At 65.4% G+C, this 23,074-nt stretch carries 22 protein-coding genes and 1 pseudogene; 9 read left to right on the forward strand and 14 right to left on the reverse strand.

Features of this window, described 5'->3' with window-relative positions:
* Positions 1-53 precede the first annotated feature (53 nt).
* From ABZ552_RS12105 to ABZ552_RS12120, 4 genes are all read right to left on the reverse strand, one after another.
* On the reverse strand, positions 54-410 hold the full coding sequence (locus tag ABZ552_RS12105) for an HIT domain-containing protein (RefSeq protein ID WP_281918643.1): 357 nt from the start codon (positions 408-410) through the stop codon (positions 54-56).
* A 159-nt stretch (positions 411-569) separates the two neighbouring features.
* A complete protein-coding gene (locus ABZ552_RS12110; protein WP_281880627.1) occupies positions 570-1,460 on the reverse strand; it encodes a class I SAM-dependent methyltransferase in 891 nt (296 codons plus the stop codon).
* Positions 1,461-1,505: 45 nt separating this feature from the next.
* Positions 1,506-2,426, reverse strand: coding sequence for a hypothetical protein (locus ABZ552_RS12115; protein ID WP_357436948.1), 921 nt, complete (start codon positions 2,424-2,426; stop codon positions 1,506-1,508).
* Positions 2,427-2,681: 255 nt separating this feature from the next.
* Complete coding sequence (locus ABZ552_RS12120; RefSeq protein ID WP_357436951.1) at positions 2,682-3,629, reverse strand: hypothetical protein; 948 nt, start codon at positions 3,627-3,629, stop codon at positions 2,682-2,684.
* Positions 3,630-3,740: 111 nt separating this feature from the next.
* Here ABZ552_RS12120 and ABZ552_RS12125 point away from each other — a divergent pair, with 111 nt between their 5' ends.
* Positions 3,741-4,250, forward strand: coding sequence for a hypothetical protein (locus ABZ552_RS12125; RefSeq protein ID WP_357436954.1), 510 nt, complete (start codon positions 3,741-3,743; stop codon positions 4,248-4,250).
* A 226-nt stretch (positions 4,251-4,476) separates the two neighbouring features.
* On the opposite strand, the gene ABZ552_RS12130 is transcribed toward ABZ552_RS12125, so the two are convergent.
* The 7 genes from ABZ552_RS12130 to ABZ552_RS12160 form a co-directional block, all read right to left on the reverse strand.
* Positions 4,477-5,472, reverse strand: coding sequence for an ISL3 family transposase (locus ABZ552_RS12130; protein ID WP_357436957.1), 996 nt, complete (start codon positions 5,470-5,472; stop codon positions 4,477-4,479).
* 376 nt (positions 5,473-5,848) lie between these two features.
* The gene (locus ABZ552_RS12135) at positions 5,849-6,427 is read right to left on the reverse strand and encodes a VanZ family protein (protein WP_357437224.1); all 579 of its coding nucleotides are present in this window, start codon (positions 6,425-6,427) and stop codon (positions 5,849-5,851) included.
* A 435-nt stretch (positions 6,428-6,862) separates the two neighbouring features.
* Positions 6,863-8,146 (reverse strand): IS256 family transposase, encoded by a 1,284-nt coding sequence (locus ABZ552_RS12140; protein WP_357436960.1) that lies wholly within the window; start codon positions 8,144-8,146, stop codon positions 6,863-6,865.
* 173 nt (positions 8,147-8,319) lie between these two features.
* Complete coding sequence (locus ABZ552_RS12145) at positions 8,320-8,715, reverse strand: DUF6188 family protein (RefSeq protein WP_281880620.1); 396 nt, start codon at positions 8,713-8,715, stop codon at positions 8,320-8,322.
* A gap of 422 nt (positions 8,716-9,137) precedes the next feature.
* A complete protein-coding gene (locus ABZ552_RS12150; RefSeq protein WP_357436964.1) occupies positions 9,138-10,310 on the reverse strand; it encodes a hypothetical protein in 1,173 nt (390 codons plus the stop codon).
* Between the two features lie 166 nt (positions 10,311-10,476).
* Positions 10,477-11,070: a hypothetical protein gene (locus ABZ552_RS12155; RefSeq protein WP_357436967.1), complete on the reverse strand. Its 594-nt coding sequence runs from the start codon at positions 11,068-11,070 to the stop codon at positions 10,477-10,479.
* A gap of 281 nt (positions 11,071-11,351) precedes the next feature.
* Positions 11,352-11,711 carry a hypothetical protein gene (locus ABZ552_RS12160; RefSeq protein WP_281918634.1) on the reverse strand — a complete coding sequence of 120 codons (360 nt, stop codon included), beginning with the start codon at positions 11,709-11,711 and terminating at the stop codon, positions 11,352-11,354.
* Positions 11,712-11,779: 68 nt separating this feature from the next.
* Here ABZ552_RS12160 and ABZ552_RS12165 point away from each other — a divergent pair.
* Positions 11,780-11,942 (forward strand): annotated as a pseudogene (locus tag ABZ552_RS12165) (IS5/IS1182 family transposase); the annotation flags it as partial.
* A 40-nt stretch (positions 11,943-11,982) separates the two neighbouring features.
* Positions 11,983-12,483: a transposase gene (locus ABZ552_RS12170; protein WP_357436971.1), complete on the forward strand. Its 501-nt coding sequence runs from the start codon at positions 11,983-11,985 to the stop codon at positions 12,481-12,483.
* Between the two features lie 24 nt (positions 12,484-12,507).
* On the opposite strand, the gene ABZ552_RS12175 is transcribed toward ABZ552_RS12170, so the two are convergent.
* A complete protein-coding gene (locus ABZ552_RS12175) occupies positions 12,508-13,302 on the reverse strand; it encodes a methyltransferase domain-containing protein (RefSeq protein ID WP_357436974.1) in 795 nt (264 codons plus the stop codon).
* A gap of 415 nt (positions 13,303-13,717) precedes the next feature.
* Between ABZ552_RS12175 and ABZ552_RS12180 the strand changes: the two genes are divergently transcribed.
* The 3 genes from ABZ552_RS12180 to ABZ552_RS12190 all read left to right on the forward strand — a co-directional run bounded on the left by ABZ552_RS12180 (position 13,718) and on the right by ABZ552_RS12190 (position 18,234).
* The gene (locus tag ABZ552_RS12180) at positions 13,718-14,173 is read left to right on the forward strand and encodes a DoxX family protein (RefSeq protein ID WP_281880989.1); all 456 of its coding nucleotides are present in this window, start codon (positions 13,718-13,720) and stop codon (positions 14,171-14,173) included.
* Between the two features lie 130 nt (positions 14,174-14,303).
* Entirely contained in the window at positions 14,304-15,188 is an 885-nt protein-coding gene (locus tag ABZ552_RS12185) for a hypothetical protein (RefSeq protein ID WP_281880614.1), read from the forward strand.
* A 286-nt stretch (positions 15,189-15,474) separates the two neighbouring features.
* Positions 15,475-18,234: a TIR domain-containing protein gene (locus ABZ552_RS12190; protein WP_357436978.1), complete on the forward strand. Its 2,760-nt coding sequence runs from the start codon at positions 15,475-15,477 to the stop codon at positions 18,232-18,234.
* A 188-nt stretch (positions 18,235-18,422) separates the two neighbouring features.
* Here the strand turns inward: ABZ552_RS12190 and ABZ552_RS12195 are convergent, their stop codons facing one another.
* A complete protein-coding gene (locus ABZ552_RS12195) occupies positions 18,423-18,701 on the reverse strand; it encodes an RDD family protein (protein ID WP_281880610.1) in 279 nt (92 codons plus the stop codon).
* Between the two features lie 127 nt (positions 18,702-18,828).
* Entirely contained in the window at positions 18,829-19,227 is a 399-nt protein-coding gene (locus ABZ552_RS12200) for a hypothetical protein (protein WP_281880608.1), read from the reverse strand.
* On the opposite strand from ABZ552_RS12200, the gene ABZ552_RS12205 reads away from it, so the two are divergent.
* The 3 genes from ABZ552_RS12205 (at position 19,214) to ABZ552_RS12215 (ending at position 23,073) form a co-directional block, all read left to right on the forward strand.
* Positions 19,214-20,437, forward strand: a complete 1,224-nt coding sequence (locus tag ABZ552_RS12205; protein WP_281880606.1) for a serine hydrolase — start codon at positions 19,214-19,216, stop codon at positions 20,435-20,437. The genes ABZ552_RS12200 and ABZ552_RS12205 overlap by 14 nt on opposite strands.
* A gap of 169 nt (positions 20,438-20,606) precedes the next feature.
* A complete protein-coding gene (gene trpB / locus ABZ552_RS12210) occupies positions 20,607-21,848 on the forward strand; it encodes a tryptophan synthase subunit beta (protein WP_281880604.1) in 1,242 nt (413 codons plus the stop codon).
* Between the two features lie 85 nt (positions 21,849-21,933).
* Positions 21,934-23,073, forward strand: coding sequence for a metallophosphoesterase (locus ABZ552_RS12215; RefSeq protein ID WP_350356410.1), 1,140 nt, complete (start codon positions 21,934-21,936; stop codon positions 23,071-23,073).
* Position 23,074: the final 1 nt, after the last annotated feature.

Here is a 23,074-nt window from a genome sequence, read left to right on the forward strand (position 1 = left end):
CATACCGTGGATCGGCGTTCCGCCCATAGCCCGCTACAGAAATCCAGCGGGGCTTACCTCTGCGGCCTGCTGAGAGCCACGAATCTGGCCACGCCCGCTCCGGCAGCTACATGCATATGAAGATGCCTGTTGTGCTGCTCGTCGCCGAGAGTCGTCAGGACCTGGCAACCGCCTTGCTCATGGACGACCCGCTGAGCAACGGCCTGGACGACCTCCAACAAGTGCGCTCCCAAGACCGGATCCAGCTCCAGCAGGGAACGAACGTGCTTCTTCGGCACCACGATCACGTGCTCGGCGCCGAAACCGGGATTCGGTGGCCGAAAGGCCAGAACCTGGTCCGTCTCGATCACGACATCCACCTCGACCAGCCGGGGAATCACCTCATCGCAATACCAATCGGGCTCCGTCACCCCAACGACTCTACGATCACATCCCCCGAACTCGGTCGAGATGAACCACGCAGCCGGGGCCACTACGTCACTTTTCACTGATACCAGCTGGCCTCCCGCCTGCCAGGTGGTACAACTCGTTCTGTTACAGAGAAAGCATCGTTAGAACTTCACCTGGAATCAAGGCCGCATCGCAACGAGATTCGCTATGTGTGGTCGAGGATAGGAGTCGAGTTCTTCGGAGCATTCGCTCAGCGCCTCCCGCATGATCTCGATGCGTTTGCCGATCGGAACGTCCATGAGGGCCGGAAGAAAGGTGACTCGCGATCCGTGGCTATAGAATCCGTCCAGCGTGAGAAGAAAAGCCGCGCTAGGTGTCATCGGTAGCGCCCAGGCCTCGACCTCGATATCAGTGAAGCCGGCGGCCCGCAGCTCTGACACTTCCCGATCTGTATCGGCGAACTGGTCGAATTCCTCATCATTTTGGTCACCGTGACGTATTCCGTGGCGTACCGCGATAGACTTCAGATGGTCGACGTAGACGTCACCGAACCTATTGTATATGTTCCCTGCTATCTTCAACGCGCCGAGATATTTGGTGAGGTTGAAGGCCCATTTCCCGCCCGGCTTCAAAACGCCGTGTACGGCGCGATGTAGTGAGTGCCTGTTGTGAAACGTATAATAGTAGGTAAAACTCGACAGAACTGCATCACAACCTGAGAATCCATTGCTGTAGGCGATCGAATGGACATCGGATGCTCGACCCTCGCGAAAAATGATCGGGCACGGGTAGATTCTTTCGCGTGCTCGATCAAGCATCGGAATGCTTGGGTCGACGGCTAATAAGCTTCCTGACCGTCCTATCGCTCGCGCGATGATCTCGGTGGAGAAGCCACTACCTGCGCCCACATCGACCACAGTGTTGCCTCGGCGGATTCGCGCAACCGTGACCAGTCGTTCCGCCGCGGCGGTGTAAATCTGCCCGTAGCTCTCATTGAGACGCTCATACTGCGCCGGATAGGCAGCGGGGAGCGTGGTCCAGTCGAATATCCGAGCTCCAGATCGCGACATGTTCTCCCATAACGTTGCAGAGTCGGTTGAAATAGCGTATGCGGCCTACTTCAGTCGCCCGATTGCGAGCTGGGCAAATCCTGTTACCAAGACAGCGAGTGCGAACGTTGTCACCCCGGTAAGCACATCTGTGGCAAATGCCGCCGGAAATGCTACGACGGCGCCGCCGGAAATCGCGATGATCGGCTCGATTGTAGACGACCAGAGCCGGTAGGTGACGCAACCACTGATCGTCTGCCCTTGCCTCGGCTCCCAGGTCGTATACGAGTACACGGCGCGCCCATCTATCTCCGCTGTCCGCTCGAACGCATGCAGTGATGTTTCATTGCTGTCCACGCTCAGGCTCGCGCCTCTCGGAAAGCTCAATTTGGTCTCGAAGTAATCGGTGTGAGACACGAAGGTGTACGTCCACACAAACGTGTGCCTTCTCGACAAGATGCCTCGACTTGTTGTGTCCACCGAATTTTCGAGAGAGTAGCAGAAATTCAACTCGATGGTTTCGCCGACCATGCAGCTCGACAGATCGAATACGGCGGTCGTGCACGCGACGGTGGTCGATACCTCTGCCTGATCGATACGGTAGGGTAATGGACTCGGCAGCACTCGAATGTCGAGAGCGAACGGCGGACGCTGCGGTGGATGTGGTATACGCCAGCGATATTCTGGCGGGTCTCCTCGCAAATCTCCCAGCCGGAGCACTACTCGGATTTTCCTGGTCAGGTCCCCGGTCTCCGATAGCTCACTGTCGAAGACCACTGCGACCAACCGATGTGGAGATGCAACTGCATCTCCGAATGCGGTATCTTGTTCGCGCAGTTGACGATATATTGCGCGCTCATTGGCTTGTCGCCGTCGAGCAGGCCGTGAGTGCTCGGTACTCACCATCAGTTCCAACCCTACATAGGGACGAGCCAGAGCTCGCATGATCGAGTCCGTCCGATCATAGGCCAGATAGTCGGCGCCCATGACCCGATACAAGATCTGGACCGATGGTGATCGCTCGACACCATGATGCACATGCAGGGTGCTGACCCAACGAAATTCGCTTCGGTGCCCCAGCTGCGAACCGTTCGGGTCGGTACGTCGGCCGATCGACCGCTGGCTGAGCTGACAGACGTTGCATAAGGTGATTCGGCCCGTGTTGCCGATCCGATCATCCCAGGAAGCAACTCGGATCGCTGTGCACGACCGAAACGAGTCGGTCGTGGGCGAGGCTCCAGGTCAACGCTCCCAGACGCTAACCATGGCCACCGCGGTGATCGGATGACCGGCGGATTCTTCAACCACTACGACGATCCCGACGAGTTCTGGGATGACGAGCCGATCCGCCCGGATCGACCAAGTCGCCGCATCCTGAACGCGCGTGCTGAATCCTTCAATCCCGATCAGCGCTATGATGACACGACCGTTTGCGCTGACCGGCTTGCCTCGGTCGCGAAGCTCGGCGGTGACCCGCGGCGAACCGTGGGTGCCGCCGGAGGCGGCGTGCATGTCCAGGGTCTTCACCGTCAGATCCGCGCATCGCTGCTCGAGGGGGGTGGAACCGTTGCCGCCCTGCGCTTCACAAACGCGTAGTAGACCGACGTTGTGGTTGAGGCGACGTCGTATGGAGCAGAATTGAGCAATGTTCGGGCGGGTGAGCGCCATTGACGCGCAGGTAGGTTCAAGAATGACCGCGTTGCGCACATGGTGGTCGATCAAAGACTTCCGCTCGTCGCTCGGGCGCCGCACGGGACGGATCCAGTTGCTGCCGGCGGTTCTACTCGCCCTCGCTGCGGGACTGCTTCGTTCGTTGCCCCAAAACAATGGGGGCCGCCGGCACCGGTGTTCGACTGGGATCAGGACCTCGGCCAGAAGCCCGCCAATGTCGAACCGCAGGATTGGCCACCGACCGTCGCAGTGCCGGTGGCACCCTCGTAAGTCTGAGAATCGTTCGGTTCTCCGACACCCCGCGAAGTCGGTGAGTGCGTCCCACCGTCCTGCATGTCGTCCCACCCGGCGCGGTACGCATCGGCGGCGCTGCCCTTCCAGGATACCGAACAGCGCCTGAACTTCACGGTCCAACGACACCGAGCCCGACCTCAGCTGCTCGGCCACGACATAGGCGAACCTGCCGACCGCCTTCACTTCCTCCGGCACCACATGCAGCGGTATGTCACCTGTCGTCATGATCTCCCTGGCTCTGTCCGCGAACTGTGGGATCTGGCCCACTTTCCGTGAGAGGCGTGGTCTGAGCGCGGTGGGTGGTTGGGGGACGGCGGAGGGCGTTAGGGTCTGTTGGTGGGCAAGCGCCGCGGGAAAACGACAGTGTCGAGCTACGAAGACCAGCTCCGGGAGTCGTATCGCGACTTCGCTGCGCCCAAGTTTCGTTTCGTCCGGGACGTTACCGACCAGCAGCCCTTCGGGGGCGTTTTGAAAGACCTCTCAGCGATCGGTCCGGTGATCGATGATACTGACACCAACTGTGATGTCTGTTTCACATTCGTTGTGCGGGGTGAGCAGCAATTTCTGAGCGTAAGGCTGTCCATGGTGGGGCCCTATGCTGTGATCTTGTCATTCGGGGCGGACGGTTGCGGCAAGACTGCGTTGATCGGTTCCGGACAGCCACAAATGCGCCCGGCTGAGGCTGCTGTCGTTTCGGTTGTCACCGCCCATGGGTTCACGCTGGTACCCGCCCATCATCTGGAAACCTGTGTTCCCATCGCCTTGGTTCGAGGACGTGAAGAAGTGACCCTCTACGCCGCCCTTTTCGAGCCTGGGGCAGAAGTCCCCTGGCTGGACAAGAGTTGAGGAGGCCCCCGGGCCTCACATCATCGTCGCGCGGCGGTGAGGAGCACGCGTTTTGCGTAGCAGTGGAAGTCCGGCCCGGCCGAACATCTGCCTTTTGATCCTCTTGATGTGATTGACGCGGCCCTCGTGATCTCACGGTGGAGCTGTAAGGCGTTGCAACAGCCGGATTCCAGCGCTGATGCAGGTAGGGCTTGAACGGGTCGAGTTTGCTGGGACGCGCGCCTTTTCATTTGCCATCGACCAACTCCTGCCAGGTGGCAGGGTGGGCGTAGCGCTGCACTGTGCGCTTGCCCCAACCCAGGCCGCGAGCGATACCGCGGATGCTGTGCCCCGAAGCGAGCAGATCATGCACCTTCTCGTGGTGCCGCCGGGCGCGCTGCGCGAACCGCCCGCCGGGCTCCTCGTCCTGAGGTCGCAGGCTCAGCTGGTCGGTCGGCTGAGGCTCGGTAGCGCGAAGGCAGTCACGGTGGCGAGCCACGCAGCGCTCGACGGCCTTGGCCAAGTTCTGCCAGAGGTGAAATCTATCCGCGACCTGCATCGCGTCGGGGGCGCCGAGACGGGCTCCCTCGGCGTAGGACCCGGAGCGGTCTGGGCATACCACCTCCACCCCGGGGTGTGCGGCCAGCCAATTCGCCAGGGTTTGAGCGTCTCTGCCCGGCAACAACTCCAGTGGTGCACCAGTCTCGCAGTCGATCAGCACAGTGCCGTAGTTCTGGCCGCGCCGCAACGCGAAGTCGTCCACCCCCACCACCCGTGGCGTTACCGCCGCGGGATCCGGCAACGCCGCGAGCAGGCGCAGCAGAGTGGACCGGCTTGCCGACGCATGCGGCAGCGAGGCCAGTCGCGCACCGGCCCGCCCCGCCAGCGCGACCGCGATACCCTCCAGCATCGCCCGCAGCAGTAGTGTTCGCCGCCCGAGCCGCACCGTCACCCCCGCGACCTGTTCCACGAAAGTGCTGACCCCACAAGACGGTTCGTCGCAGAACCACCGGCGTACCCGCAGCCGGATCGCCAACCGCCGTCCGCCCACCGGCGCGTCGGCCACGTAACGCCCGTATCGGCTGTGCACCCTGGCCGCGTCGCACCCACAGCGTACGCAGGCCACCGCCGCCGCCAGGGCGGACGTACACCACGCCCCCGACCTCTTCGACCTTCTCGATCGCCACCCCGGCCAGGTGCGGCAGCAGCAACTGCACACCATGATCAACACACAGCCGGACATGATCCCAAGACCCCAACCATGCTCCGAGTTCAGGCCACGCCCATCACGAAAAGTGGGCCAGATCCGACTGTGACGTCAGTTGTTCGCCAATCCTGGCGGCGTGTCGCGACCTACACCTCGTCGGAAATGTTCATGAATGCCGACGGCAGAGAGCAGGTCAAGGACTCGGCCCCAGCAGCTATCACGTGCCGAGACACGCGGTAGTGCCGATGGGCGGGTGGCCGTGCGTCACGAGATCGACTGCGGCAGGATCTCCGTTCATGCCGATTTCCGTGTATCCAGCGGGATCGGTCTCGAGTGTGGATCTGTCGATCGGGGCAGGTCGTGGGGGATGGCTGGCATCGACCTGGCCGCCACGCACTTCTCGATGATCTCCCTACTCGGGGAAGGCCGGCTGGCCGACGCCGTCTCGCTCGGAGACGATGCCGGGTGTCGGATCTTCGGGCAATGCCGGCTCGGACCGGTCGGTAACGGCGCCCGACGCCCACAGATGTCGTGAGAGCTGGCCCGCCAGGTATGCACCGGCCGCGTTGAACAGCACGTCGTCGACGGACGAGTGACGGCCGATAGCGAGGGCGAACTGTGCAGTCTCCACCGCGATCGAAGCTGCTGCTCCCACCAACAGGATGCGGTACGAGCGGGTGAACCAGGGTCGGCGCACCGGCAACAGGAAGCCGAGTGCGGCGAAGACCAACAGATTCCCGCCGAACTGCTCGATTACCCGGTCGTCGGCCAGTTGCTCGGCCAGATCACGCAGCGGCACGAGATTCAGCGAACGACCCGTTCCGTTCGGCGTGAGGATCATCCACAACCACGGCGCGGTACCCGTCACGATCCCTACATCGCACAGCGCCGCCCGCCACCCGCGCCGCCCAGCCAGCCACCAGGCCACGAGACCGGCTACCGGTATCGCGGCGACCGCGGCCAGCACGACCCGACCCCACGCCTCCCACATCCCGTTCACACCGCCAGTATCACCTAAATAACCAGCGCCACAGACCTGGCCGAAATCCCCACCCACAGGCGAAGCCGCTGACGAGGTGAGGTGCCCGGTTCCCTCCGGACAGTGACTCACTTCCAGCGCATCACCCCACCCGGCGGCCGCACCCGCCGACTGGTCGTAGCCCGTGCCTGCGAATGTGGCCTCACCCCGTAGCAGACGTGGTCAACCGGGTGGACTCGACGACTCTGCTGACGATGACGAGAAGGTTGTCGCGTAGCGGAGCACACCTGCAGGGTGCCACCGCTTCAGCGCCCGACAGCACACCGCGAACTACTCGGCATCTCGCGGCGCCCGGCCCGCGACAAGGTCCAGCTCTAACGGCTGGTCGCTGTCGCCTGCCAGGCTGAAGGGGGTCTATCTCGCTAACGGTGTTTGCGGCGATCTCTATCAGTAGGTTTGGGCGTTGGGCCAGCGGTCGGCGAAGGTGATCGCGAAGGCGTTGACCGCGGGTTTCCAGCGCATGGTCCATCGTGCCCGACCGGCGCCGGTCGGGTCGAGTGATCGGGTGACCAGATACAGGCACTTCAGCGCGGCTTGCTCGGTCGGGAAGTGGCCTCGGGCTTTGATCGCGCGCCGGTAGCGGGCGTTCAAGGATTCGATGGCGTTGGTGCTGCAGATGACACGTCGGATCTCGATGTCGTAGTCGAGGAACGGGATGAACTCCTCCCACGAGTTCTCCCACAGACGCACGATTGCACCGTATTTCGTGCCCCACCGCTCGGTGAGTTCGTCCAGCGCCGCGCGTGCCGCGGTGGCGTTGACGGCGGTGTAGATCGGTTTCACATCCCGGCGCAGCGCGTCCCAGTGCTGGCGTCCGGCCAGCCGGAAGGTGTTGCGGATCAAGTGGATGATGCAGGTCTGGACCGTGGCCAGCGGCCACACGTTCCCCACCACCTCCGGCAGCCCTTTGAGCCCGTCGCAGACCAGGAAGAGCACGTCCTTGACCCCGCGGTTGCGGATGTCGGTGAGCACGCTGAGCCAGAACTTCGCGCCTTCGCCACCGGTGCCGGCCCACAACCCGAGGATGTCCTTCTCACCGGTGACGCTGACTCCGATCGCGGCGTAGATCGGCCGGTTGGCGACCTGACCGTCTCGGACCTTCACCACGATCGCATCGATGAAGACGGCCACATAAACTTCATCCAGCGGCCGACTGGCCCATTCCTGCATTTCCGCGACCACCTTGTCGGTGATACGAGAAACGGTCTCCTTCGACACCGACGCGCCGTAGATCTCGGCGAAATGCGTCGAGATCTCCCCGGTGGTCAGGCCTTTGGCATACAGCGACAGCACGATCTCATCCACCCCGCTCAACCGGCGCTGGCGCTTGCGGACGATCTGAGGTTCGAAACTGCCGTCGCGGTCGCGAGGCACCTCGATCGGCACCGGCCCGGTCGTCTCGGTCAGCACCGTCTTCGGTCTGGTCCCGTTGCGCACGTTCGCCGAGTCCCGCTCCGCAGGCGCCTGGTTCGGCTCGAACCCTAGGTGTTCGGTCATCTCCTCGTTCAACGCCGTCTCGAGGACGGTCTTGGTGAACTGCTTGAGCAGCCCGTTCGGCCCGGTCAGGGACAAGCCCTGCTGTTTGGCCATACGCACCAGCTCCGCCGCTGCCAGCTCCTCGGCCGAAGCCTCGGCCTTCTTCCTCGCCACGGCATCAAGTGTCGTCATCACGGCACCTTCCCGCTGAAGTTCGTTCAGCGCGTCAGGCCGCAAACACCGTTAGATCCACAGTCCCGCTGAAGGGACCACCGGTTTGCCATGTGGATGGACCGGGTTGGTTCCGGTCGCGGGGCCGTTGTCGATGGTGGCTGAGTATCGGGTGGTTGGTCGATCGGGGGTGGGTTTCAGGGGTGGGGCCAGTCGGTTTCAGGTCCGCCGGGCGGGCAGTACCAGCGTTCGCCGGGAAGGCAGGCTGCCCAGGCTTCGTGGGGTGCTTGTGGAGGGCAGACGATGTGTGCGCTGGTGTCGAAGGTGAGGGTGAGTTCCCAGTTGCGGACCTGCGCGGTGGTCACCCGATGGTTCAGCAGGCCCAGGACCGGGCCTGCTGTGAGCGGATCGTCCTCGACCCGGACTTCCCAGTTCTTGTTCGCCGCGTCTTTGAACCAGAAGTCGGTCAGGTCGACGTAAACTCCGGGCTGGTCGGGTGTTCCGAGATCGAAGACGAGGCGCAGATACGAGTTCCAGATCCAGATCTGTTCGATCTCGAGTCCGGTCAACGCGGAGAACTCGCCCATGGCCATGACCGGGAGCGTAACGAAGGCACCTGATGCGTGCGGACGGTCGAGGTTCGGCGGATGGGGCTGTTGTATTTGTAGTCAGTGCACATTCCGGAGTGCCGAAGGGCTCTTCGCGGCTCGCCCCGGTCTCGGTAGGGGCTGACCGGTGTTCGTGCTCCACAGTCGGACAGTGTGGTCATAGCCCGTGGCGAGGAAGCGGCCGTCGCAGCGCAGATTGCGGCTCAGTTGCCGGGGTTGGCGTCGCCGTCGTGGTTGGTGGGTGGCCGCCTTTGTCGCACCACTGGCCGTTGGCGTCGCGGGCCCGGCCTTCGAATTCGGTGCTGATCAGGCTGTCGACCCCAAGCGTTCCCCAGGCGGAACGCACGGGACCTTCACCGTCGTAGCCCTTGTCGCCGCCGACCTGGCGGTCGTCCCCGCCTTTCGGCTCAGCCGATCCCGAATTCGGCTCTGACCGCGGCGAACAGTGTGTCCACCTCGCGGCCGAAGACCAATCCGGTGGCGTACAGGGTCGTCATCGCGGCATCGAGGGCGTCGGGTTGGTAGGCGTCGATGATGGTCGGCAGCGCGAAGGACGGGCGGTGGATCGGGCCCAGATCAAAGGGGTTCGCCGCCGCAGCGGCGGAGCCGGGGACGATCGTTGCTTCGATGGTGCCGACGTGTCCGTCCGGTGGACCGAAGTCCTCGTCGTGCAGCCGGGTCATGGCCGCGTCCACGTCATCGAACGGGGGCGGCAGCGGTCGACCGTCCCGCAGCGCCGCCAAGGCGGGCCGCACCCACGGCCGGTCGGTGAGCCCGGCTTTCGCGCAGGCTTGGGTCGCCGACCAGCGCGCCAATCGCCGCAACTCGGGATCACCCATTGTGGCGATCGCCTCGGCGATCTCGCGGTCACGGCGTGCGAGGTCTTCCGCGCCGGGGTGATCTTCGAGCCGGGGTATGGGGTCCCCGCCCCAGCGCCGCCTCTGGAAAGCGGCCGCTTGTTCTTGCAGTTCATCGATGTGCTGGCGGCGAGACCCTTTGTCGTCGACTACGACGATCCATTCCTCCGCGTCGTCGACCGGTGCGGTGACATCGGGAAGTGGAATATTCTCAGGCACACCATATCCGGGCATGTCCCACTGCACAGCCGGTAGCGGTTCACTGCCGTCGTCCGGCCAGAGCCGGATACGCCATACATCGCCGGGTTCGGTCGACCCAGGCCAGCCGTAGTTGACGAATCCACGGCCGCTGATCTCGATCAGATACCGGCCCTCGGGAACCGGGCAGTCGACCGCGCCGTCGGTCGGCGACGACAGGCACAGTATGCCCTCCGGTCCGACTCGCAACTTCGTCTCACACACCTGCTGCCACTCGGCACGATCGCCGGGCGGCCGCTCGTTCCACACCTGAACCGTCACCGGCATATGAAAGTTGTTCTGGTGCGGACTCAACACCGCCACCGCCAGCCCATCGGAGGCGAACGGATGCGCCGCCAGCGCGCGGTCGAGGAGTTCGAGCTCCTCGACCGGACTCTCGACGCCGCCGTCGATGCGGAACTGCCCGTAATCCATGAACAGATAAACGGTTTCCTCGCTGACCGGTTGTCTCGACACGCTGCTCATCGCGTCATCCTGGCACCCGAAGCACGCCGCCGCCCGAGGACGACCTTCTCGATCAGGGGAGCCCACATGCCGAATTTCCCTGACCTCGCTATCTACGCCGGCCGATCAACGCGATTCTGGACGAATTGAATGGGGGAGTGCCTGCTCGATTGTCGGAAGCCTCGGTTCAGAACTTGCCGGTGTGGTGTTCGATTCGGTGCCCGAGTCGGGCGGCGAAATCGGTGACGAAGGCATCGGTGAGGGGCGGCCAACCCCAGAAGTCGAAGGCGAGGGCACCCAAGGCGAAGCCGTCTGCCCATTGCCAGGTGGTGATGGGGCTCGGTGTGGTGCAGGTGGGGCAGATTGCTGCGCCGGTGCCTGTCTGCTTCCAGGCGTCGATCGCTTCCGAGAACGGCTGCCAGACAGCGGGATCGGCCTCCCATCGGTGCGGGTAGTCGATGATCACGGTGGTGGCCTGGCAGCGCGGGCATACCGCGGAGGCAGGTTCGATGCCGCCTTGCGCGGGATAGTGGTCGTGGCGGCCGACGATGACGGCGACGGGGCCGGGGATCCAGTCGGCGCCCCATTCCTGGGTGATCCGCGGCCAGTCGGGGCCTGGCACATAGCCTTCGTCGACCTGGAGGCTGTACATCGCCTCGCGTGAAGTCTGCCGAAGCAGCCATCGCCGCGACACCATCCAATCCACCACGTGCTCGGCCAGTGCGCTCGCGTCGGCCGAGGCTACGTCGAGATCGATGATTCGTTCGAAATGGTCACCCACACCCGCATCCTGCCATCGAGGATCGACGCTCGTATCGGAGCCTGCGTGGTGCCGAGTGACCTTCGTCCGATCGGCGAGCAAACTGTCGCCGTCGCAAGCCGGACGGGCAGGAAAGGTGCGATGGAACGATTCTCGCCGGAACCGATGGATTTCGCGAGTGCCGCCGTCCTATCAGGTGAACGCGCTAGGTCCTGTCTCCCAATGATTTGAGCCATGCGACGACGAGGGAAGGGTGATCGCCGCGACCTTTTCCGGGGGTTCGAGTCGAGGGTGCACTGCGGTCAGCAGGTCGGGTGTCCGTATTGCGCGGCGCTCAGGATCAGGACGTAGCCCGAGGCGATGATCAGGATCCCGGCGCTGAGCACTGCCACGGGGAGCGGGCCTACTCTTCGGCGGTTGAGCCACAGGTAGGCGAGCGCGAGCGCGCCGAGCAGGAGCATGACCATTGCGCCGGTGGTTTGGATTGTGTCGATCAGGGTGTAATCGCGGTCGCGTTGTTCACGGGAGCCATGGACTCCTACGTCGCAGAAGTCGCCGTTTGCGGGGGTGATGAGGAAGCCGGCCAGGAAGATGGTGGGGCCGAGGAGGATTGAGCCGAAGATATAGAGAAGCGCCGCGGGGATTGGGCGGATCTTGATCATGACGACTCACGATAGCTCGCGGTCGTTGGGGGGCTCCGTGGGTGTTGTGTGGAGATGCTGTGGGGTGGGACTGGGTGGCCTCGATCGACTCCACGATCGTGCGGGTGCACCAGCACGGCGCGGGCGCCAGACACGACTCGGTGTCAGGGTTATGAACCTGCTGACCACGCTATCGGGCGCTCACGCGGTGGTGGAACGACCAAAGTCCATCTGGTCGCCGACGGTCACGGCCGTGGCCTGGCGGTGCTGCTCACAACCGGCCAGGCCGGCGATGCACCGATGCTCGCGCCGTTATTGGAGGCGGTCGCGGTGCCCCGCCTCGACGGCGGCCCACCACGGCGCAACCGCAACCGCAGGCAATGATCGCCGACAAGGCGTACTCCTCGGCCCCAACCGCGCCTTGCTGCGGCGCAAACGTATCCGCACCGTCATTCCCGAACGATCCGACCAGCTCGCTCACCGCAAACGCAGAGGTCGCCGTGGTGGGCGGGCACCTGATTTGGATCGGGAAACTTATAAGCGTCGCAACGTCATCGAACGTGCCTTCAACAAGGCCAAGCACTGGCGTGCCGTGGCCACCCGCTATGACAAGTTGGCCATCACCTACCGCGCCGGAGTCGTCCTGGCCCTGATCATCGAATGGCTCAAGTCATTGGGAGACACAACCTTGGCCGATGTCGGCCAGATCGTCGGGGTAGGGCGCCCGGTGCCATGCTCCCGCTGTAACAGCACACCGGAGCGTGTGGCACCGCCCGACGTCACCAGCGGGTGATCGTCCGGATACCGGCTCGGCCCCTCACCGTGGGGATGACCGCTTGGCGATGAAGTGGAAGAACCTGGCCAGATGGATGTAGGGCGTGCGGGCGGCCAGCACCAATTCGAGGCGTTCGAGCTGGCGGTAGAACTCGGGATCGGATTTGCGTTCGTCATCGAGGATGTAGTCGCAAACGGTCCGGATGCCAAGATGAGCAATGACCTCGAATCCGGCAGCTGCCAGTTCGGCTTTGACGTGGTCGGGGTAGCAGGCGCGGGTGGTGGTTTCGTAGGCGACGCTGTAGCGGGAGGCAGTGTCCAGCATTCGCAATGCCCGGTCCGGGTCCAGGCCCCGCACTGCGGTCAGCACCGGGTCGGCGTCGGCGTTGGGCGCGATCACCGACAGCACGCCGCTTGCCCGCAGCGGCACCGCCAGTGCTGCGATCACTCCGGCCGGGTCGGGTAGGTACTGGATTACGTTGTGGCACAGCAGAACGTCGAAACAGTCGCGACCGAACTCGGCACCGAGGGTATCGAGGCTCGCGTGCCGGGTAGAAACACGGTCTTCCAGGCCGCGTTGTGCGGCCGCGGCGCGCGCCTCGGCGAGGGACTGATCGGAGATGTCGGCGATCGTGACGTGATGGCCCCGTGCGGCGAGTTCGAGCGCGTCAAGCCCGTTACCACCGCCCACATCCAAGATGGTCAGCGGGCCAGCGGGTAGATGAGCAGTGAGGTTCACGGCTGCGGTGGTGTATCGCAGTCGGCCCCACGGGCTGGCTTGCCACCGCTGGAACTCGCCGAACTTCTCGTCGAACACATCCGCTCTCGACTGGTTCACCGCGCTCCACCGTGCCCTTCGCATCAGGGGGTCGATTCGAGTGTTCGATCGTACGGAACCCCAGCGCGAGAGTCACTGAGTGTCCTTTCGCTCCGGTGCGATGCAGGTCGTGCGCGTGTGTTCGATGACCGCCGCTTTCGGGGCGGCAGCGAACGATTCCCGGGACGGGCAGTCGAGCACCGCGATGGCAGTCATCGTCGTGAGATCCCATATTCGCAGTGTGCGGCTGGCGGTGATGGCGATCGGTCAGCCGTCGATGCTGCTGGTGACAGGGATCGGGCGCCCGTCGATCATGGGTGGCGTCCAGGCGTGGGATCCGTCCGCGGCGGCGCGCTCGCCAGTAGGGTCGGGTGCCGTATCGGGTGACGATATCGGGAGGCGAAGGCCGATGACGGGAACAGGGTCGTTGCCGCGGATGCTCGGCGCGGACGGGCCGGCTGCGGTGATCTGTATCCGGGTGGCGGTGGGGCTGGTGTTCCTCAGCGAGGGGATCCAGAAGTTTCTTTACCCGGACACGCTGGGCCCGGGCCGGTTCGACAAGCTCGGGATACCGGCGCCGACGTTTTTCGCCAATCTCGACGGTGTCGTCGAAATCGCCTGCGGCGCGTTGATCGTCCTCGGATTGTTGACCCGGCTGGCGGCGGTGCCGCTGCTGATCGACATCAGCGGGGCGATCGTGCTGACCAAATTGCGTGAGCTGCGCCCGGGCGGTTTCGGTGGCGTGCAGGGCTTCTGGGGGATGGCCCACGACGCGCGCACCGATTTCGCGATGCTGCTCGGTTTGATCTTCCTGCTGTGGGTCGGGCCCGGCCGCTGGTCGCTGGACGCGGTGATCGCGCGGCGGTTCGGTTCACGCGTAGCGAGGCGATGAACCCGTAGCCCATGTGCAGCTGCTGGTGGCGGTGCGGCACCGCGCGGCAGACGCGGTCGATCCTCGAACGGCTACCGCAGCCCGACGGAGACAGAGCTGCCCGACAGGCGCGGCTCACTAGGCTGGCTGGGTGGAGTTCATAACGGATGTCGAGCGTGGTGGGTGGCTGCTGGCGCGCGTCGGCGAACACGGGGTCGGCGGCGTCGCCGGTACCGGCTTCGAGGCTTATGCGCGGATCCTGCACCCGGTCGAGGCGACCCGCCGCGACGTCACGCTCACCGACGAGTGGGGAAATCCCGAGATCGTGGCGGAGGCGATGTGGCCGTGGGCCGAGGTCGCCATGCGCAACGGCAGAGTGATGCATCCGCTGGTGCAGTGGCGCAACCTCACCGACGGTGAGGACGAAGCGGCGATGTCGTTCGACGACGGCTGGACAGTCGGCCAGACCGTCGAGGGATGGTTCGACCCATCCCTGCTGGCCGCGCTCACTGTCCACCTTCGCGCAGCCACCGAGGCACCGGAAGAGGTGACGGCTGGAGTTTGGAATGGATTCGGCGAGCTGAACACATCCTCGGGCGCGGTGTTCGTCGCGTCCACCGACGGCGATCCGCAGAACCTCGAGCGTGAGCGGGCTCGAATCGACGCCGAGCTGGCTGCCTCTGTTGCGCCGCAGGTGAGTCGGGCGGTCGAGGCAGGGCCTTTCCTGCGGTGGCCGGGGCGCGACTTCCTGCTGTTCGACACCAGTCTCGCCGAACTCGCCGATCCCAGCTGGGTGCATGCGGCGGGCCTGGGATGGACGACCGACTTCCCCGGAGTGACACCCCAGCTGCTCTGGCCCGCCGACCACGCATGGGTCGTGGCCAGCGAGATCGACTTCGACTCCACGATCGTCGCCGGCTCACGGGCTCTGATCGATGCGGTTGTGGCCGACGATCGTTTCGAGGCCTTCGAGATCGCCGAGGAATCGGATCTGAGCTGGGACGGCGACACGATCAACCCCGCGCCGAAGCACTGAGATGTCGGCGAGAGCTCGACCCTCGCCGACGACATCATCTCCGAGCGGTCGATCGGGCGCGTCACGCTGCGGAGGGCGCCTGTAGAGAGACGCTCGGTGCTATGAAACCGGTACCGAGTGTGAGTGGCCGCGGCTACACGCTGTTGCCGGTGTGACGTGAGATAAGCGTCATGGGTAGCTCACTACGCTGTCTTGCGGATGGCGGATGGGGAACGCTGGAGCAGGGGGAAGCAGTTCAGTTGCTCGATGGGGAAGGACTCCTGTGCGCAGCCGCCGTACGTTGACGATGGGCCCGCGACCCTCGTTCGGCACCGCCGATGTCATCGACGTGTTCCTCTCCTACAGTCACGCCTCCGACGACGCCCTCGCCCCCGCGCTGCAACGCGGACTGTCGCGGTTGGCCAAGGGGTGGGCGCGGCCCAGCGCGCTGCGGGTGTTCCGGGATCGCACCGACCTGTCCGCAGCGCACAACCTCACCGCCGAGATCGAGGACGCGCTCCGACGCTCCCGCTACTTCGTGCTGCTCGCGTCCCCGCAGTCCGCCGCATCGCGGTGGGTGCGGAAGGAGATCCGGTACTGGACCGAAAACAAGGCCCCCGACACCTTCCTGATCGCACTCACCGATGGGGTCATCGCGTGGGCCGGTGACGATTTCGACTGGCCGAAGACAACCGCGCTGCCACGGTCCCTGCGTGGTTATTTCGACGCGGAGCCTATTTGGGTAGATCTGACCTTCGCGCGCGATGAGAATCAGCGTTCGTTGCGGCACAGCGGCTTCCGGAGCGCGGTGGCGTCGCTTGCCGCGGGCCCCCGCGGTGTGCCGAAAGCCCGGCTCGACAGTGACGACGTCCGGATACACCGTACTGCTATGCGGCTGCGGATGGCCGCTTTCGTACTGGTGTGTGTCACCGCCGTCACCGCCGTCGTCCAGGGCGCGGAAGCACGCCGCCAACGCGACGTCGCGGAAACCCGTTTTCGCCAGGCCACGGCATTGCGGTTGGTGAGCGAGGCGAGCGCGATGATCGACGGTAGACAAGGCGGTGGTGTGGAGCGTGCGGTGCAGCAGTTGCTCGCCGGCCAGGCGATAGGCGGGCGGTCCGAGACGGCCATGCGCGAGATCTACGACCGGCTTTCCTTGGAGCGGGTCATTCACGCTTCGCAGAACGGGGTCCGCGACACGGCGTTCAGTCCGGATGGGCGGCGTGTCGCTTCGGCCGGCGCCGATGGAACCGTCCGGCTCTGGGATGTGGACACCGGCTGGCAGTTCGGTCGCTCGCTCACCGGTCATCAAGGAGGGGTGAACAGTGTGTGGTTCACCCCTGATGGCCTACGTCTCGCTTCGGCCGGGGCCGATGGCACTGTCCGGCTCTGGGATGCCGAGACCGGGGGGCAACTCGATCGGGCGCCGATGAGTCATCCGAAGTTCGCGGAGCGTGTCGTGATCAGCCCGGATGGTCGCCGGCTCGCCTCGATCGGTGGCCAACGCACCGTTCGCCTGTGGGACGAAGGCACCGGTGCGGAGCTCGCCCAGGTCCGCATACCCGGTGACGCGGCGCTGGGCGATATCGCCTTCGGCCCCGATAGTGCGCAGGTCGCGATCGTCGATGGGAAGGGAGTGGTTTGGCTGTTCGTCGCGGATACGCTCCGCGCCTTGGAGCAGCCTCTTCCCGGCCTCTTCACGAGCATGCTGTCCGCGGTGGCTTTCAGTCCGGATGGGCATACACTCGCCGCCGCTGGCGGTGACGGGATCATCTGGCTGTGGGATGTCCACACCGGCCGGTTGCGCGGACAATCGATGGTCGGCCACAACGGCGTCGTGAATAGCCTCGTATTCGCACCGGATGGAGAACAACTGGTCTCGGCGAGTGGCGATGGGACGATCCGGTTCTGGGAAGTCGCGACGGGCCGCCCCGTCGGCCAGCGCTTCGAGGCGCACGCCGGACAGGTGGATGGGTTAGCCATCGGCCGAGATGGTCGTTTCCTGGCTGCGTCCGCCGGTGACGCGGTGTGGATTTGGGACGTCTACGGCAGCCGGTCGCTCGTCGGGCACACCAGCCATGCGCTGTACCTCGGATTCAGCCCGGACGGGCGGCAGCTCGCTACCGCCGGTGCCGATCAGACGGTGCGGCGATGGGACGTCGATAGGCGTCAGGAGATCGGTCGCCCGCTGGTCGGTTTCGGTGCCGTGGATCAGGTGGCGTTCAGCCCGGACGGCGCTCGCCTCGCTTCCACGGGCTTCGACGGGAGTATTCGGGTCTGGGACGCTGGAACGGGTGAACTCGCCGGTCTGCTCCCGGTCGACGCCGGCAGCGTGAAGTTCAGCCCGGACGGACGCCACATCGCTACCGGAAATCGCGATGGAACGATCCGCTTCTGGGCAGCCGATACACTGCGACCGAGCGGGCCACCCGTGCCGGGGCACGGCAGTGATGCCCGCTTCGGATCGAAGGTCGTCTTCGATATCGCGTTCAGTCCGGATGGAAAGCGTCTCGCATCAGCCGGTGCCGACGCCACCATCCGATTCTGGGATCCCGCGACGGGACAACCGGTAGGGCAGCCGGTTGTCGGACACACGGATGCGGTATTGCAGCTGGCGTTCGATTCGGGCGGAAAACTGCTCGTTTCCAGCGGCGTCGACAAAACGGTGCGGCTCTGGGCCGCTGAGACCGGACAATCGATAGGTGCTCTGATATCTGGGGACATTCCGATCAACGGTGTCGCTTTCAGCTCAGACGGTCGCTATGTCGCCGGCGCCACGGAGTCGGGGACCATCCAGCTCTGGGATTCAGTGACTATGCAACCCTTCGGTCCGCCACTCACCGGTCACCAAGGTCCGGTGAACGGAGTCGCGTTCAGCCCCGACGGTCGGTACCTGGCGTCGGCAGGCGGCGACCACACCGTGCGGCTCTGGCGAATGCTCGACGACATCAGCAAGGCGCTCTGCTCGAAACTAACCGTGAACATGACGAAAGCGCAATGGCGAGAATGGGTCTCGCCCGATATTCCGTATCAGCAGGTGTGTTCCGATCTGCCCGTACCGGAATGATCGGCCGGGTTCTTCGCTTGGGGCACGGAATTTCCTGCGCTCCTGTGTTCAGCGATTCGCAGAGTCGAAAAAGAGTGGCTTACGGGCGCTTTCGCATGTCCACACGGCCCGGCAGTACCATGGGGATGTCGTTCTTCCAGTCGATCTTTCGCTCGGCCGCGCGTACCACCCTGCTGCCAGTTGCCAGATCATGCAGGGCTAGGCGTTTTCCCGCGGGAATCGCCGAGGGTCTGTCCGTCACGGCGGATCAGTAGGAAGACCTCCAGTCCGACGTAGGCGATGAAGTAGCACAACCACGCCGCTATTCCGTAGATCACCGCTTCGTGAGCTTCGGTCGTCAGCAAGGTGACCGGGACCAGCAGGATGCCGACGGGTATCGCGACGAAAAACGTCAGTAGCAGGCAGAAGACAAGATCGAGAAGCCTTGCGGCGAGTCGTCGGACGAACGGAGCGGATTCGTAGGGCATCTGACCTCATCTGTGAGTCTTCTCCGATGACGACTTGCTCGCGGCGAGAGCGTCTCTGGGTACTGTGTCGGAATCGCCGAGCCCTCGCGCTCTGTTACCTACCTGATCAACGGAGTTGAAAAGCCGGTCAGAGCAACCATGATCGGGTGGCGGCAAAGTACGGCAGCGTGGCCTCGTGACGGATCGAACTCGCGAGTGCCTTCCATGATCCCGAGCTGTCGCAGCAGCATCGACGGAGTACGAGGGCGGCGACCGTGATGACGCCCGCGCCGAAGAGGAAGCCGGTGATGAGGGTGGGGACGGCTGGGCGGGTGGGTAATGCTGCGGCGATGAGTAGCAGCAGGGAGAAGGCGGCGTCGGGTAGGGCGAAGATGTTGTCGGCGCGGTAGTCGGCGTTGAAGGCGAGGGCGGCGATCAGCCAGACGCTGACCGGGACGGCGATGACGCGAGGCCGGCTACGAGCCCGAGCAGCGCGGCGGCGGCAGGGCGCGGACGGTGGATAAGCTGACCGGGTGAGCGCACCCACCGCTGGAACCGTGCCGATCGTCGACGACCTGGAGGCCGTGACGACCCGGGGCCCCGAAGACGATCCCGCGGCCTCGGGGCTCAGCCGCGCCGACGTGGAGGCGGTGTGGGAGTCGGTGCAGGCGTGGTACCGCCTGGGCACCACCCCCGCGATCCAGGTCTGCCTGCGCCGGAACGGCAAGATCGCGCTGAACCGCACCATCGGCCACGGCTGGGGCAACGCCCCGGGTGACGGGCCGGACGCGGCCAAGGTCCTGGCCACCCCGGACACGCCGTTCTGCGGGTTCTCGACGGCGAAAGGCGTGGCCGGTGCGTTGATGTTCATGCTCGTCGAACAGGGCGCGTTCACCCTCGACGAGCCGGTGTCGCGCTACATCCCCGAGTTCGCGGCCAACGGCAAGGCGGCGATCACGATCGGCGACGTGCTTTCGCACTCGGCCGGGATTCCCTTCGTCCCGCCGCCGTATCAGGGCGTCGATCTGGTGCTCGACGAGGAACTGGCCGTGCAAGCGCTGGCCGACTTGGTGCCGAGCTGGAAGCCGGGACGGTTCCGCGTGTACCACGCGCTGACGCTCGGATTGATCGTGCGCTCGCTGGTGCGGCGCGCCACCGGCAAGCCACTGCGCGAGCACCTCGCCGAACAGGTGCTCGAGCCGTACGGATTCCGCTGGACCAACTTCGGGGTGCGACCCGAGGACCTGGACAAGGTCGTGCCCAGCGTGAAGACCGGACCGGCTCCCTCGCGCACCGCGAGCTTTCTGGCGCGCAAGGCGGTGGGTGGGCGGATGGACCGGGCGTCGCGTGCGGCGACCGACGGGTTCCTCACCGCCGAGCTGCCGTCGGGCAATCTGATCACCACCGCGTCGGAATTGTCGCGGTTCTACGAGATCCTCACGCGCGGCGCGCCGGACGGACGGCGCATCATCCGGCCGGAGACGCTGGCGGAAGCGGTGCGCCCGGCGCGCTGGATACCCGGCGTCGCCGGACGCGTCAGCCGAGCGGGGTTCGAACTGGGCGGCCGCAGGTCGAAATTCGGCCGCGACACCGGTGCGCACTTCGGGCGCAGCGGATTGACCACCCAGTACGGCTGGGCCGACCCGGCGCGCGGGCTGTCCGGGGCGATCCTCACCAGCGGCAAGGCCACGACCGATACCGAACGGCCGTGGCGGCTGGTGGCCCAGATCTCCGCCACCATGCCTGCCGACCGGTAGCCAGGGGCCGGGCGGCCGCCCCGCGCGGATCGCCTCCACCAGTGAGAACACCTTAGCCATCCGAACGATTTAGTCTGTTAACTCGGTCGTTGCCAACCCGTGGGGTTGTGCTAGCGCTAGCGGAACAGACTGACCCGTCGGCTCTTTGGCGGTGAAAGCGTTGGTGTTGATGAGGATTGACCTTGACGTGGCGGTGCGCGGATCCCGGCACGAGATGTTCCCCGACGAACGCGGCCGGTTCGGCGTGTTCGGCGGCAGATTCGTCCCCGAGGGCCTGATGGCCGCGCTGCTGGACCTGGAGGACGCCTACCACCTCGCCTGCGCCGACCCGGGCTTCGTGACCGAGTACCGTGAGCTGCTGCGCGATCGGGTCGGCCGTCCCACGTTGCTGCATCAGGTACGGCGCTTCGGGGAGTTGCTGGGTGTGCCGGGCGTCCGGGTGTATCTCAAGCGTGAGGACATGGCCCACACCGGCGCCCACAAGATCAACAACGCCATCGGGCAGGCGTTGCTGGCCCGCCGGATGGGCAAGAAACGGATCGTCGCCGAGACCGGCGCGGGCCAGCACGGCGTCGCGGTGGCGACCGTGTCGGCGATGCTCGGCTTGACCTGCGTGATCTACATGGGGACCGAGGACATGCGGCGCCAGGCGTCGAACGTGCTGCGGATGAAACTGCTCGGCGCGGAGGTGCGTCCGGTCGACATCGGTTCGCGGCGGCTGAAGGAGGCGATCACCGAATCGGTCCGCGACTGGGTGGCCAGCGTGGACACCACCTATTACCTGTTCGGGACCGCGGCGGGGCCCGCGCCGTACCCGCGGATCGTGCGGGACTTCCAGACGGTGATCGGCGCGGAGACCAGGGACCAGATCGCACGCCTCGAGGGCAGGCTGCCCGACTACGTGCTGGCCTGCGTGGGCGGCGGCAGCAACGCCATCGGTGTCTTCCACCCGTTCGCCGACGATCCGCGGGTGCGGCTGATCGGCGTGGAAGCGGCCGGGCTCGGCGTGGACACCGGCGAGCACGCGGCCACACTGTGCATGGGCAGCCCCGGTGAGATCGACGGCTCCTACAGCTATCTGCTGCAGGACGAGGACGGCCAGATCGCACGCACCCACAGCATCGCGGCGGGACTGGACTATCCCGGCGTCGGTCCCGAGCTCAGCCATCTGAAAGACAGCGGCCGGGTGACCTATCGAGCCGCCACCGACGCGGTCGCCCTGCGTGGCATGCAGGCACTCAGCCACACCGAAGGCATCCTCGCCGCACTCGAATCCGCCCACGCCCTCGGCCATCTGATGGAAATGGCCGACCGTGGCGAGATTCCCGAAGGCTCCCTGATCGTGCTGTGCCTGTCCGGTCGCGGGGACAAGGATCTCACCGTGGCCGCCGAGCGGCTCGGTGTGGCGTGACCGCTGCTATGGTCGACATCGCCCATGGCGCCGGAGAGGGACCGCGCGCTACACCCGCGCACGAGGACGAGCCCTCTTGAAGTATGTGCCCCGCCTGATCTTGTTCCTGGCGATTCCCGCCGTCTTGTTCCTGCTGCCCTGGTGGACGCTGGTGGCGGCGCCCACCGCGGAATCCGGCCCGCTGTTCTGGCTCGGTTCGGCGCTGTTCCTGCTCGGGTTCGTGAGCCTGCCCGCGGCGATGTTCCTCGGGCACGGGTCCACGCAATCGGATGCGGCCTCGATCGTGGGCGACACTTTGCTCGGCGTGATGTGGGTGCTGTTCAGCTGGTCGGTGCTGGGCAATATCGCGCGCGCCGGATTGACCGTCGCGGGCGTGGCCGATCCGGCGCGATCCGGGATCGTCGCGGTCGGCGTGCTCGCGGCCACGACGGTACTGGTGGTGTGGGGCGTGGTCGAGGCGCGCCGGGTGCCGCGGGTGCGCACGGTGGAGGTAGGCATTCCCGGGCTCGGCGCCGCGCTGGACGGACTGCGCATGGTCGTGGTGACCGACACCCATTACGCCGCGCTGGATCGGCTGCGCTGGTCGGAACGCGTGGTGGAGGTGGTGAACGAGCAGCGTCCCGATATCGCCTGTCACGCGGGCGACCTCGCGGACGGATCGGTGGCGAAGCGGCACGCGCAGGTGGATCCGCTGGGCAAGGTCGAGGCCGAACTCGGCCGGTTCTACATCACCGGCAACCACGAATACTTCGGCGACGCCCAGGGCTGGATCGATCACATGGCCTCGCTCGGCTGGCAGCCGCTGCACAACCGGCACGAGATCGTGCGCCGCGGCGAGGATCGGCTGGTGATCGCGGGCATCGATGACCCCACCGGCGTCGCCTTGCCCGGCCACGGTCCCGACCTGCCCGCCGCGCTCGCCGGGGCGGACCCGGAGGCGCCGGTCGTCCTGCTCGCCCACCAGCCCAAGCAGATCGCCGACGCCGCCGCCGCGGGTGTGGCGCTGCAGATCTCCGGCCACACCCACGGTGGCCAGATCTGGCCTTTCCACTATCTCGTCCGCCTCGAACAGCCCGTCGTCGCCGGGCTGAGCCGCCACGGCGACCGCACTCAGCTCTACACCAGCCGCGGCACCGGGTTCTGGGGGCCGCAGCTGCGGGTGTTCGCACCGAGTGAGATCACCGTGCTGATCCTGCGTTCGGAGCAGGCGGCCGCTCGAGCCTAGA

Source organism: Nocardia sp. NPDC019219 (genome assembly GCF_040632645.1).
GTDB lineage: Bacteria > Actinomycetota > Actinomycetes > Mycobacteriales > Mycobacteriaceae > Nocardia > Nocardia sputorum.